Annotated in this window: 13 protein-coding genes; 1 reads left to right on the forward strand and 12 read right to left on the reverse strand. The window is 59.9% G+C overall.

What is annotated here, in order from left to right:
- Positions 1-146: 146 nt before the first annotated feature.
- The gene (locus HMPREF2857_RS06675; protein WP_016422002.1) at positions 147-413 is read left to right on the forward strand and encodes a hypothetical protein; all 267 of its coding nucleotides are present in this window, start codon (positions 147-149) and stop codon (positions 411-413) included.
- Here the strand turns inward: HMPREF2857_RS06675 and rfbA are convergent.
- The 12 genes from rfbA to HMPREF2857_RS06735 form a co-directional block, all read right to left on the reverse strand.
- Positions 410-1,285, reverse strand: coding sequence for a glucose-1-phosphate thymidylyltransferase RfbA (gene rfbA / locus HMPREF2857_RS06680; protein WP_070643252.1), 876 nt, complete (start codon positions 1,283-1,285; stop codon positions 410-412). The two genes, HMPREF2857_RS06675 and rfbA, sit on opposite strands and share 4 nt — an antisense overlap.
- A 20-nt stretch (positions 1,286-1,305) precedes the next feature.
- A complete protein-coding gene (locus tag HMPREF2857_RS06685; RefSeq protein ID WP_070643254.1) occupies positions 1,306-1,995 on the reverse strand; it encodes a dTDP-4-dehydrorhamnose 3,5-epimerase family protein in 690 nt (229 codons plus the stop codon).
- Positions 1,996-2,097: 102 nt separating this feature from the next.
- Complete coding sequence (gene rfbB, locus HMPREF2857_RS06690) at positions 2,098-3,090, reverse strand: dTDP-glucose 4,6-dehydratase (RefSeq protein WP_070643256.1); 993 nt, start codon at positions 3,088-3,090, stop codon at positions 2,098-2,100.
- A gap of 53 nt (positions 3,091-3,143) precedes the next feature.
- Positions 3,144-4,154: a c-type cytochrome biogenesis protein CcsB gene (gene ccsB, locus HMPREF2857_RS06695; RefSeq protein WP_070643257.1), complete on the reverse strand. Its 1,011-nt coding sequence runs from the start codon at positions 4,152-4,154 to the stop codon at positions 3,144-3,146.
- A gap of 174 nt (positions 4,155-4,328) precedes the next feature.
- A complete protein-coding gene (locus HMPREF2857_RS06700; RefSeq protein WP_070643259.1) occupies positions 4,329-6,032 on the reverse strand; it encodes a cytochrome c biogenesis protein ResB in 1,704 nt (567 codons plus the stop codon).
- Positions 6,033-6,047: 15 nt separating this feature from the next.
- The gene (locus HMPREF2857_RS06705; protein WP_070643261.1) at positions 6,048-6,908 is read right to left on the reverse strand and encodes a cytochrome c biogenesis CcdA family protein; all 861 of its coding nucleotides are present in this window, start codon (positions 6,906-6,908) and stop codon (positions 6,048-6,050) included.
- A gap of 23 nt (positions 6,909-6,931) precedes the next feature.
- Complete coding sequence (locus tag HMPREF2857_RS06710) at positions 6,932-7,546, reverse strand: TlpA disulfide reductase family protein (RefSeq protein WP_048732366.1); 615 nt, start codon at positions 7,544-7,546, stop codon at positions 6,932-6,934.
- 54 nt (positions 7,547-7,600) lie between these two features.
- Positions 7,601-8,299, reverse strand: coding sequence for a histidine phosphatase family protein (locus HMPREF2857_RS06715; RefSeq protein ID WP_083310524.1), 699 nt, complete (start codon positions 8,297-8,299; stop codon positions 7,601-7,603).
- Between the two features lie 7 nt (positions 8,300-8,306).
- Positions 8,307-9,653 carry a glutamate-1-semialdehyde 2,1-aminomutase gene (gene hemL / locus HMPREF2857_RS06720; RefSeq protein WP_070643263.1) on the reverse strand — a complete coding sequence of 449 codons (1,347 nt, stop codon included), beginning with the start codon at positions 9,651-9,653 and terminating at the stop codon, positions 8,307-8,309.
- Positions 9,654-9,688: 35 nt separating this feature from the next.
- Positions 9,689-12,280, reverse strand: coding sequence for a heavy metal translocating P-type ATPase (locus HMPREF2857_RS06725; RefSeq protein WP_069359109.1), 2,592 nt, complete (start codon positions 12,278-12,280; stop codon positions 9,689-9,691).
- 19 nt (positions 12,281-12,299) lie between these two features.
- Positions 12,300-12,680: a hypothetical protein gene (locus HMPREF2857_RS06730; protein ID WP_016421991.1), complete on the reverse strand. Its 381-nt coding sequence runs from the start codon at positions 12,678-12,680 to the stop codon at positions 12,300-12,302.
- Positions 12,677-13,321, reverse strand: a complete 645-nt coding sequence (locus HMPREF2857_RS06735; RefSeq protein WP_016421990.1) for a hypothetical protein — start codon at positions 13,319-13,321, stop codon at positions 12,677-12,679. Before HMPREF2857_RS06735 ends, HMPREF2857_RS06730 begins: the two co-directional genes overlap by 4 nt.
- Positions 13,322-13,346 lie beyond the last annotated feature (25 nt).

Below are 13,346 nucleotides of genomic sequence, written 5' to 3' on the forward strand. Positions count from 1 at the left end.
TTAGCGTCCATGGCTGTTCGTGTCCAACGTTCCTTTGTACCCTAACGGACTCTGTACGCCGTACCGCATGCAGTGCGATACCCCTCGTGGGCACTACTGGACTCGTTGCGTATTCTAGTCGGTAAATCCAGGAGGTTAGCTATTACATGGGTCGGCTCATTCTGCTGCTGTTCATCATCCTTGTCGTAGTCATGCTGTGGAAGGCATTTGGTCCCGGCAGTCGCGGCAACGGCATGCGACGTATTTCCGCTCCGCAACCGGAACCCCGTCCGCTCGCTCCCGACGATGATCCGGAGTTCCTCTGGAAGCTCAAGAAGGCCGAATTCGATCGCCGTAAACGTGAGCAGGAGCTGCAGGAGCGGCGCGAACGGGAGCAGGACGACAACCCCGATAATCCCGGCGAAACTGACTAAACGTCCTTGCCACGCAGCAACAACTGCTGTAGATATTCCCCGTAGCCACTGGCGCTGAGGGCGTCGGCACGCGCGCTAAGCGCAGCATCGTCAATGAATCCCATGCGCCACGCCACCTCTTCCGGCGAGCCAATCTTTAGCCCCTGCCGCTGCTCGATTGTGCGCACAAAATCGCCCGCGGCCATCAGATTGTCCACCGTGCCGGTATCCAGCCACGCCGTGCCGCGCGGCAGCACCTCTACCTGCAGTTTTCCGCGCTCCAAGTAGGCGCGGTTAACATCCGTGATTTCCAATTCGCCGCGTGACGACGGTTGCAGCGAGCGAGCTATCTCAACAACCTCGGCGTCATAAAAGTACAAACCAGGCACCGCGAAATGGCTGCGTGGTTTCTTCGGTTTCTCCTGAATCGCCACGGCCTTGCCGCTTTGGTCGAAGTCCACGACTCCATAGGCTGTGGGATCTGCGACCCAGTAGGCGAAGATCGCTCCGCCATCGACGTCATGGAAGCGGCGCAGCTGCGTGCCCAAGCCAGCACCGTAAAAGATGTTGTCGCCGAGGATGAGCGCAACGGAGTCATCGCCGATGTGGTCCGCACCGATGATGAACGCTTCAGCGAGACCACGGGGCTCGTCTTGGGTGGCAAAGGTGAGGTTGAGGCCCCACTGCGAGCCGTCGCCAAGTAGACGCTCAAACTGCGGGGCATCATGTGGCGTGGTGATGACGAGGATGTCCTTAATCCCCGCTAGCATCAGCGTGCTCAGCGGGTAGTAGATCATCGGCTTGTCATAGACGGGAACCAGCTGCTTGCTTACACCAAGTGTGATGGGAAACAGCCGAGAGCCGGTGCCACCTGCGAGGATGATGCCCTTCATAGTGCTCGCGCCTTTCTGCCTTACTGCCCGGCCGCTTCGTTGGCGATTGCCCACTCGTCGCGAGCCATGTTCTCAAGATCCTTGCAGTCAAACTCGCTGGGGAGCTTATTGCCTTCGGCCTCGAACTGCTCGATAGTCGGAGCCTTCTGATCGCGCTCGGAGAGAATCATGTCCGCTTCGGTGAGACCACCCTTGGCCAGTAGCGCGGCCAGGTCAATTCCGAGAGTTGGGTCCTGGATGCTAACAGCACGCTCTGCCTCCGGGTTGTAACCGGTGGAAGTGAGGTAGGTGAGCACGGAGTCGTCGGCAAGCGAGACGAAACCGTGTCCGATGCCGTTGGGCAGATAGACCACTCGGCGGGTCTTGCTGTCGAGCTCGAAGACCTCAACCTTGCCGAAGGTGTCGGAGCCGCGACGCAGGTCAACCGCGATGTCGAGGATGTGGCCCGCGGGACAAGTAACCAGCTTCGCCTGGCCGGGGTGGCCATCTGGCGCGGTGCTGACGTCAGCGAAGTGCAGGCCACGGACAACGCCTGCGGCGGAGACACTCATGTTGGCCTGCTCCGGGAAGAACGGGTAGCCCGTGGCCTCGGCGAATGCGTCGAGGCGATACCACTCGTGGAAACTACCGCGGCTGTCGCCGTGGATGACCGGCTCGAAGGTGAAAACGCCGTCGATGGAAGTGGGCTGGAATGTGCTCTTAGGGCTCATGGGTAACAAGTGTAGACGCGGGTGCTGGCCTGAGGCTGCGGCGCGCGTTGAGTGTGCACTGAGCGTGCGTTGGGAGTGTGCTGGGCATGCCGTGGCAGCGAACTACAACTCCTGCTCACGCTCGGCGTAGCCAGCCTCAGCGGCATCGTAGGCCGCGGCCCACCAAGACTCGTTGGCACGATACCAGTCAATGGTCTCGGCGAGCCCCGCGGAAAAGTCTTGGTAGCGCGGCTGCCAGCCAAGGGTACGGATGGATGCGGGATCAATCGCATACCGACGGTCATGCCCCGGGCGGTCAGTGACACGGACGAAATCGGACCGCGCACGTCCGAAGCCCTCGAGGATGTCTCCGACCACGTCGAGGTTGGAACGCTCGCCATCGGCACCGATAAGGTAGGTCTCCCCCATCTCGCCGGCATCCAAAATTGCCCAGACCGCATCGTTGTGGTCATCGACGTGAATCCAGTCCCGAACGTTCTCGCCAGTGCCGTACACGCGAGGGCTACGACCGCGCAGCAGACCACAAATCTGGCGGGGAATCAGTTTCTCCGGATGCTGCCTAGGCCCGTAGTTGTTCGAGCAGTTACTAATCGTCGCAGCCAGCCCAAAGCTACGCACCCACGCCCGGACAAAGTGGTCGGCGGAAGCCTTGGAGGCCGAATAGGGGCTGGAGGGTTTGTACGCGGTGACCGTCGTAAAGCGTGCTGGATCGTTGAGAGCGAGATCGCCGAAGACCTCGTCTGTAGAGATGTGGTGAAGGCGAACGTCATGGGTGACGCAGGCCTTCGCCAGATTCACGGTGCCCATGACATTGGTGGTGACGAAGGGATCGGCATCCACCAGCGAGTTGTCGTTATGGCTCTCTGCGGCGAAGTGGACGACGGCATCGAAGCCGGGAACGAGGCGATCGATCAGCTCCGCGTCGCGGACATCGCCGCGGATGATCTCACAGTCCGCGCCGTCCAAGCTCGCAGGGTTCGCGGCATAGGTGAAAGCGTCCAGCACCGTCACATTCACATCCGGCCGCGTGGCCAGAGTACGGAGAACAAAGTTGGAACCAATAAAGCCGGCACCACCGGTGACGAGAACACGCATGGAAGCGATTCTAGTTCACCCGGCGATGCCGGCTTGGTACGTGTTTGATCGGCTTAGTTCAGACCGGCGTACGAGTGCAGACCCGAAACCACCATATTGATGAAGAAGAGATTGAACACCATGGTCGCGAAACCGAAGATGTTAATCCACGCGGCCTTGGTATTACGCCAACCTGAGGTCGCGCGAGCGTGCAGGTACAGGGCGTAGATAATCCAGGAGATCAGAGCCGTTGTCTCCTTCGGATCCCAGCCCCAGTAGCGGCCCCATGCGGACTCCGCCCAAATAGCACCCAGCACAATGCCCAAACCGAACAGCGGGAAGGACCAAATGGCGGTGCGGTAAGCAATCGCATCCAGCTTCTGAGCGTCCGGTAGTGGCGCGACCAGTTTGCCCAGGAAACCCTTTTCGTTGCCCTTGCGGTTGTACATCCGCAGCATGTACAGAATCGACGCGACACCGGAAATCAGTGCGATACTGCAGCCGATAGCGATGATGGACACGTGAATCGGCAGCCAAATCGACTGCAGTGCCGGCACCACTGGAGCGGCCTCAGCGTAGAGCTTCCTACCGCCGTAGAACATCAGCGCCAGAATCGGTGCCAGCATCCACGGCCAGAACACGCGCATGGTCTCGCGGTGCAGGACACCGGCACCAACGACCATTGCGATCAGAATGGAGACCGAAACGTACTCGTACAGGTTGCCCCACGGGAAACGCTGCACAGCCAGGCCACGCAGCAGCACCGATGCAAAGTGCACGGCCACACCGACATAAATCAGCATTTCCGCCACAACGCCGAGTCGGTTCGTCAGCGCCAGATTCTTAGGTTCACTTGCCGACGCCTTCGTCGCCGACTCCCCCGAGTCAGCGACACTGGTGGTGGTAGCTCCATCACCAGCACCGGCGGCTACCAGCTCGCGTTCCGCAACCTGGATCTTAGCTTCAGCGGCCGCGATACGACGGCTGTAGTAGGCAATGGATACAACAAAGGCCACAAGATAAAAGGCGAAGGCCGTGAAGTACGACCAGTCCGAAAACTGCGCCAGTGTCTTATTGACGAGCATGTACTTGGCTCCAAAATGTGGAATTAGCGGAATACTTCTTCAAACCCTAGTACTAAAGCGGGACTAAGCAAAAGGGGCCGGGGACACGGGGGACGCAAAAAAGTTGCGCGGAGGCGCAATTTTCGCCTCCGCGCATTCACCCTGTGGCAGGGATGGACCAGACTTAGTGGTCAGTTAGCTTTTGGTCTTATTGTCCGTGCTGTCCTTATCAGCAGTGTCATCCTTGGCAGCATCGTTTCCTTCGCTGTCCTCGTCATCACTGTCGCGCTCCAGGATGTCGTCAACGATGTACTGGAACTCCTCGCCCCAACCTGCCTTGTCGGTGCGGGCAAGGCCACCGAACTCAACGCGAGTGCGACCATCTTCCAGCGGGAACATGCGCACCCAGACACGCCGGCGCTTAATGCCCAGTGACATCACCATGCCCGCCAGTGCGGCCACAGTCGCCACCAGCACCCAGAACTGCGTGGGATCGTGCGAAACCTGCAAGTTGACGAATTCCTTCGCACCGAGGAATTCAATCTTGGTGCCGTCGGCAAGCTCGGTGGATTCGCCCTGCTTGAGGTTGACGCGGGCTTCCTTGGCCAGCTGACCCGAGTGCATCAGATCGCGGTCGAGGGAGAACAGTCCCTGCGAGCGACCAGTGTCCAGGCCCGCGTCGCCGCGGTAAATGTCGACAGCCACGGCTGGGTCCTGCATAGCCGGGTAAGAGGACTGCAGCAGCGCACCCTTTTCACCGGTGAACTCGGCGGTCGGAGCGAACAGGCCCTCGATTGCAATCTGGTTCTGGCGGCGCTCGAACAAGTCCGGGTACATGCCCGCCGGTGGGTCAAAGCGCAGCGCACCAGAGGACAGGAAGAAGGTCGGGTCATCCGGGCGGAACTGGACAATCGAGGTACGCGACTCTCCATTCGGCCAGGTCACCTTAAAGGCCGGGGCAAAGCCGTGCCCCTGCAGGTACACACGGTCACCGGCGACGCGCAGCGGATGGTTGACCTGCAGCGTGGTCTTTTCCCACTCATCGACCGGCTTGCGCATATCCTCTTCTTCTGCGAATCGGATGTGCGAGGTGAACATCTTGGCCTGGCCGTTCGGCAGGTAATCGGCGAAAAAGTCATCGACCTGAATACAGAACGGGTTCAAAGTCGTACCGTCGAAGGTGTTGCCCGAGCGCAGCGAGTCATAGTTCGCCGCTGCGGTGTTACAGAACGGAACGCCCACCGCGCTGTTGACGTTGTCATCAGAAATTTCGGTGCCGGTGTTGGTCAGCAGAATGACCTGGCCCTCGTAATAGATCATGCGCCCCAAGCCGACGATGATAATCAGCAGCGCAATGCCCAGGTGGAATACCAAGTTGCCGAGCTCACGCAGGTAGCCCTTCTCCGCGGAAAAGGAGCGTGCCCCGGCGCGATCTTCATCTGCTGGAGTTTCCGTCAATGCCCACTTGTTCAGGCGCTCACGCACCCGCTCAGAAACTTCGTCCGCGGAAGCATCGACCACGGCTTCGTCGTGAAGCGGAAGACGCGCCAACCGTTTCGGTGCCCTGGCCGGCGGTGTCTTCATGGCCTTGTAGTGGTCGATGGTGCGCGGAATAATGCAGCCGACCAGGGAAATCAGCAGTAACGCCACGATGGCGACGAACCAGACGGACGAGAAGACATCGAAAAGCTGCAGCTTATCCATGATCTCGGCGGTCTTGCCGTTGGCGGCAAGATACTGGTCGACCTTGTCCTTATTCAGCGAGCGCTGTGGCAACAGGGCACCCGGAACCGCTGCGAAAGCGAGGATGAACAGCAGAATCAGCGCCGTGCGCATGCTGGTCAACCAATTCCAGACCTGCTGGAAGGGCTGTCGTACCTTATTCCAATTCACCGACATTGAAAAAATCTTTCACTAAATTGGCGTTACCGTATCAGTAATAAAAGCGGCCTGAACCCAGGCAACAAAAACATCCCACAGTCCCGTGACCAGGGCAATTCCGACCAGCACCAGCGCCACACCACCGATGAGCTGAATAGTTCGCGAGTGCTTACGCAGGAAGTCCACTCCACGCATCGCGCGTGCCGACCCCAGCGCCACCAAAATGAACGGCAGCCCCAGCCCCAGGCAGTAAGCGATAATCAGCGCCACTCCCCTGGCCGCGGTCATACCCTGCGTGCCCGCGGACACCGAAATAATTGCAGTCAGCGTCGGGCCCAGACACGGCGTCCACCCCAGCGCGAACACCGCGCCAAGCAGTGGCGCTCCCAGCCACGTGGTCCAGCGCTTCGGCGCCATGCGGGTGTCCTTCTGCAGCGCCGGCACCATGCCCATGAAGGCGAGTCCCATCACGATGGTCACCACGCCACCGACAATCGTCAGCGTGCGCGCCTGCAAACGCAACGTGGACACGAGCCCGAAAATAGAGGCCGAACCCAGCACAAAAATGACAGTAAAGCCCAACACGAACAGCAACGCAGCCAGGCCGACGCGGGCTGTTGAGGAACGCTGGCCACGGTGTCCATCGCCGTCCTGCTTATCGACGGCGGTTGCGTCCGCAACTCCCGTCGTCACGCCATTGCCCTGCGCCCCCGATGCTCCGGAAATACCAGTGAGATAGGAGACATAACCGGGCACAAGCGGAATAACGCACGGGCTGGCGAAGGAGACGAGACCGGCCAGTGCAGCGGCGAGCAGCCCCAACACAATGGGACCGCCGGTGGCGACGTCGGCGAACTGTTGGCCGATGCCATCGGCAGAAAAGATCGTGTCCATGGCAAGAGTTGACATGCCGGGGCCTAGCCCTCCGCCTTCACTTCATTGACGGCCTTCATCAGCATTGTGTGATCGACCTCGCGGAGGAAGACCTTCGCCGGGCGGTGCTGCTTGTCCAGGATGATGGTCGTCGGAATCACCGACGCCGGGATACCACCGAGCGCACCGGCGTTGACGAAAGCCGGATCGTAGATGGACGGGTAGGTGATGCCGTTGTCCTTCACAAAGTCGATGGGAGCTTGGCGGACATTGTCGCGGACGTTAATGCCGAGGACAGTGCCAATTCCCTGCTCTTCCATCTGTTCCTGAACGTACTGCAGGTCATCAGACTCGGAGCGGCACGGTGCGCACCACTGGCCCCAGGCGTTCAGAACCACAATCTGGTCCTTGAAGTCTTCAAGGGAGATTTCCTTGTCGTCATCCTCGAGAGAAGGACCGAAAACATTGCCGACCGGCTTGCGCTCCTCCGGTGCGTAATCAATGATTTGCTGACCACCCGGAGAAACGAACTCGAACTGACCGCCAACGGCAACGGCGTCGTGTCCCACCGACTCTCCGGGGTTACATGCCGCGAGCGACAGAGACAGAGTTGCTGCCGCCAGCGTTGCTGCAATTCGGGACGATGAGACCTTGGCCACCTGGGGTGCCACCTTCCGGGGTCAGTGAAACTTCAACAAAACTATTTATTCACCTTACAGGTGACCGGCCGGCTCACTGTAGCGCACGTCGACAATGGTGTCTCCGACGAAGATCAAAGAGGTCACGCTCGCCAAATCACACTGCCTAGTTGCCGGGTTGTGGGCGAGCTTCAAGTACCGCGCACGACGCTGAGCTGCAATGATGCACAGCTGGTGCGTCACCAGCACCGCTTCCCCTCCCTCGGCGGCCTCGCGGGCTCGCTCGATGGCGTGGAACATACGGTCCGCGATCTCCTCGTAGGGCTCGCCCCAACTGGGCACGCTCGGACGACGCAGCCGTGGCCAGTACTTCGGATTCCACAGTGCGGAGTCAATGCCTTTGATGTGCAAACCCTCAAAGGAGTTGCCAGCCTCCAGCAAATCTTCATCCAGGGTCGGCTTCGCGCCGATTACCTCTGTGAATGGCTGTGAGGTTTCCTGCGTGCGCTGCAGCGGGGAGCAGGCGAAGTAGCGGATGTCGTGGCCTACGAAGGACGAGGCCGTGGCCGCCGCCTGACGCTGACCGCGCTCAGACAAGTGCCAGCCGGGCAGGCGACCGTAGAGAATCTTATCCGGGTTATAAACCTCGCCGTGGCGGACGAGATGTACGACCGTGGTCTTGGCGTGCTTTGTTGCACGCTTAGACGCCTGGTTTTCCGGCTGTGTCGGCTGCGATTCCTGCTGTGCTGCCTGCGAATTGGTCTTGTTCGACACGTGTCACCTACTCCGGCTTGGCGGCTGCCGCCGCCTCGGCCGCGCGGGCTGCTGCACGCTCGATGATTTCGAAGTCGGCGTCGGTCAGCGCAGCGGAGACGAACCAGGTCTCGTAGCAAGAAGCCGGCGGGTAGACACCATTGGCCAGTAGGGCGTGGAAGAAAGCCGGGTAGCGGAAAGTATCCGCTGCCTGCATCTGCTCAAAGTTGTGGCCCTCGCCCTCGGCGAAGCGTGGCGAGAGCATCGTGCCCGCACGCTGAATGTGGTGGGCCACGCCCTGCTTGGTCAGGGCGTCGGACAGAATCGTGGCCAGGCGATCTGCATTGGCCGCAACGGTGTCATAGACATCCTTCGTGGCATTTTCCAGGTTGGCCAGGCCAGCTGCCATAGCGACCGGGTTACCGGAGAGTGTGCCTGCCTGGTACACCGGACCGTTCGGAGCCAAGTACTCCATGACGTCGCGGCGACCACCAAAGGCAGCTGCCGGCAAACCACCGGAGACGACCTTGCCGAAGGTGGTCAGGTCACCGGCCACACCATCAATGCCGTCCCAGCCGTTGTAGGAAGCGCGGAAGCCAGTCATGACCTCATCGAGAATCAGCAGTGCGCCGTCTGCATGGCAGACTTCCTTCAACTTCGCGTTGAAGTTGTCCTGCGGTGCGACGGTACCCATGTTGCCCGCTGCCGCCTCAGTGATGACACAGGCAATCTCGCCCGGGTTCTCAGCGAATGCGGCCTTGACGGCCTCAATGTCGTTATAAGGAACAACAATGGTGTCGGCAGCCGATGCACCGGTGACACCCGGCGAATCCGGCAGACCAAAAGTAGCGACACCGGAACCGGCCGATGCCAGCAGCGCGTCCACGTGACCGTGGTAGCAGCCGGCGAACTTGATGATCTTGGAACGACCAGTGAAACCGCGAGCCAGGCGAACTGCGGACATGGTGGCCTCAGTGCCGGAATTGACCAGACGCACCTCATCTACCGACGTGCGCTCAACGATGTGACGAGCCAGGTCGGTCTCAGCCGTCGTCGGAGCGCCGAAAGACAAACCGCGAGTGGCGGCGCTCTGAACGGCCTCCACCACTGCCGGGTGCGCGTGGCCCAGAATCATTGGACCCCACGAGCAGACCAAGTCCACATATTCGTTGCCATCAACATCCACGAGACGAGAGCCCGCGGCGTGGTCAATGAAACGTGGGGTGCCACCGACGGAGCCGAAGGCGCGGACCGGCGAGTTCACGCCACCCGGCGTCACTGCCTGAGCCTGCGTAAAGAACTCTGCCGAACGATCGGTGAGCTCAACGTTTTCTGGGACATGAGGAGCATTAATGTCTTGAGTCACGGTGACCATCGTAGACGGCCACTCGGATGAAGGGCTACCCTGCCCTACCAACGTCCCAGCTTCACCCTGAATAGATGCTTGCGGCGAGAGGACACTCGACGGGATCGCCAGTCGATCCACAAGCTGGAGAAAATCATCAATAGCGATGCCAGCAGCGGGTGAATCATACCGGTCATACCCAGCAGGATGACCGCAACGTTGTAGAACCACGCAAAGTAGATGTTGGAGTCCATCATCCGCACCACAGCACGTGCGATTTCAATGGCCTCCGGAATCGACAACACGTTGTTACGCAGTGCCACGACATCGGCGTAATCAACATCGAGATTCTGATTGCCTTCGGTGTTGTCCATCAAAACACCCACGTCAGCGGCACGCAGAGAGTCCCGGATGTCCTTGTCGCCAACCATCACGACAGTCTCGCCGTCACTGTGGACCGAACGCACCGCAATGGCCTTGCGGGAGGCAATGATGCCCGCGAATACTCGTGAGATATTCAGCCGGTCAGCAAAACGACGGGCTACTGGATACGGATCTCGCGTGATCATCATGGTGTCCACGCCCATATCCTCAAGCTGATCAATGCTCTCGACCGCATCAGGCTTAATGTCCTCACCAATGGTGATGACACCACGGACCTTGCCACGCCACGACACCACCATCGGAGTACCGCCACTGAGCGCAGCCACAGCCATTTTCTCGCTGAGTGCAGTGAGATCACGCGGACGCCAAACACGCCCCTCAACAAAGCGCATCTCTAACTTGTCGTCGGAGTCCTTCACCGGAATCTCTACCTGGCCAACGAACGCACCATCTTCCGCAATTGCGACGTGTACGGTCTCAATCCAGTGCGGCACCTCGCCACCGCCGGAACCGGCGTCGCGGGATGCACGGCACGCGCGTACGATGGCCGCCGATGCCGGGTGGTTGCTCTCCATCATGAGAGCGCCCGCCACACGCAGAACCAGATCCGGATTTTCATTGCGCTCAGCGGCGACACCGAGCACGTGGGTGTCACCCTCGGTCAGCGTTCCAACTCGGTTAAAAATCACCACATCGGCAGCGGCCAGCTTTCGGAAAGTCTCATTGCCACGAATCAAGATTCCGTTACTAGCACCGGCCAGAATCCCGATGCGCTGCACGGTCGACGTAGACATTGCCAATGCCACCGGCGCGATGCCCGAGAGCATAGCCAGCGCCACCGCGAGGGCACCGCTCATCGTGCCCGTCGCCAGCCACCAACCGCAAAAAGCCACGCCCGCCAACGACAGCGTCCATGGCACCAGCTCTGATGCCGAGTGCACTGCGGTCTGGTGCATCACCGTTTCTTCTCGAACCGCTTGACGCAGCCAACGTGCTATCGATGACGCCCGGGTCTTGAAACCAGTGCGCTCCACACGCACCTTGAGCTCCGAATCCAGGTTGATTGCGCCGGCCCAAACCTTGGAATTGACCTTGACCTTCTGTGGTTCAACGCCGATACCGAGTAGCTGCGCATCCATCGTGGACGCACCACCGATGACTGAGCCATCAACCGGAATCACCGAGTGCGGTGGAACCACGATGTCATCACCGATATTGAGCTCCGCGACCGTCACCTCCACCCGTTTCGGCTCCGCGGATTTGGCACTCTTGCGCACGACTGTCACGTTTCGCTCAGCTGGAATGCGCAGGTTGCGCAAAATCTGTCCAGTACGCACCTTGTTGTAGCGCGTAAACATGCGACCTGTTAGCAACAGCACGGTCAGACCGCAGGCAACGTCGAAAAACACCTCTGCCGAGGCGCTTTCCCGGTAGTTGAAAGCAAACCACGTGGGCGCAGTGGTATAGCCAATCTGTCCCGCGGGGCCAAAAATAAGCTGCGCCAGTGACCACAGCCACGCCAGCAGGATGGCAATGGAGCTCGCCCCATCCAGCGCCGACATCCGCCGACGCAGAGACGCCGCCATTGCACGGTGGAACGGCCAGCCACCCCACCACACCACAATCGTGGTCAGCACAAGACACATCCACTGCCAACCCGGGAACTGCCAGTTGACGTTCAACGACGTCACCAGCACCGGAATCGATAGGAACAGGCTGCCCCAAAAGCGCTGCTTGGTCACCAGTTCACGCGCCGTGAACAATACTTCCGCACCGCCGCCGCTTCGGCGCAGGGCCGCTTCACGACGGCGAATGCGCTCCTCCTCATTCTGTTGAGCGGCAGCCGGAACAGCGGGACGGCGATGTTGTGACACATCCAGCCGAGTTGCACGACGCCGAAGCGTGCTGCGCGTGAGGTACGACTCGACCCCAATTTCGCGGAGAGCTTCGATGAACTGATTCGGATCGATGGTATCGGGCGCTGTAATCCACGCGCGTCCGGGCTTGTAGACCACAGAGGCCGTCACATCTGGAAAGGATTCCAAAACATGCTCAGCACGCTCAGCACTCTCGGCGTTTTCCAAGTTTTCCAGGATGAGTGCGAAAGCTGTGTTGGACTGGCCTCTGCGGTGTGCAAGCCGCTGATGGGCACTTTCTTCGTCGATGTCCTGACGGCTTCGTGGCAATGCCTTACGAGCAGCGACCTTGGCATCCACAATCGCTTGTTCAACGCGATTGTCCAGAGAGAAATCAAACTCACCGGTGTCACTCATGGCCTTTGAAACTTTCCGTCTAATCCTGTGGCTGGTTGGCGCGCGTGAGCGCTAATTCACGATAGAGCAACAGTAGTCCACACGCCATCGCCAGGCTGGGCGCGATAACCCATACAGTCAGCGCTCCAGCCATAATGGCAAAGAACATGGCGAGAGCCGTGATAATCACCATGATGAGCAGGCAGTTCCGGGAGAGTTTGAACTCAGTGGCCGTCGGCAAGCAGCCGCTACCAATAAGCGAGCAGACCAGCGTCACACCGGCGACGATGTAGATATCGCGGCCAACGGCGGCGGGAGCCTGCGAGTAGTCGCCGGTGACCAGTATCAAGCTCAGGACAATCTGGGCGATGAGCGCGACGAAGAGCACCCACTGCCAGGGCCGACTCGGCAGGGACATCATCGCTTGGACTCCTCAGGCTGCTTGGATTGCTTGGGCTGTGACTGGCCCAGCTGCTGTTGCCGCTTTGGATCAGCGCCATGCTTCGACGCTCTCGGCAGATGCGATTCCGGAGCGGACGGCGTCCACGGTTTCGACGGGCGCTGATGATCGAAGTAGTCCTTGGATTCCTTCGAAGCGGCGAGCACTAGGCCCGCTACCGCGGCAGTGGCCGAGGCGATTCGCACAATTCCGCTGATAAGAACGAGGGATGCCGGCACTCCCGATTCTGAAGCCGTAGAAGAGAAGAAGGACATCAGCGCCGACAGTGCCAGGTAAAGCGAGCCGATAACCAGCACGGTGCGAGCACCTTCGCTCCCCTTGCGCATTCGCTCGATGATGGCGAAGAACGCGATGCAAAGCCCCACTGCGAAAAAGAACGCGATAACGATAGTCGCCTTCATGGCAGCATCAATCTGGCCCTCGCTGAACCCCGGGAAATTCTCCTTAGCGGTTGAGGGGCTCATCAGCATTTCCGGATGCAGCCAGTAGGTCACCGTAGCTACCGCAGCGACGAGCAGCTGCAACACGGCCGTAACCCGCCACGCCTGCCTAGCTCCCTCGACCTGCTCGGGAATTGCGGGCTTCTTCTCTTCTTTAGTCATCCGTCCACTTCTCGATAATTATTAC

The organism is Corynebacterium sp. HMSC076C10, assembly GCF_001812455.1.
Lineage (GTDB): Bacteria > Actinomycetota > Actinomycetes > Mycobacteriales > Mycobacteriaceae > Corynebacterium > Corynebacterium jeikeium_D.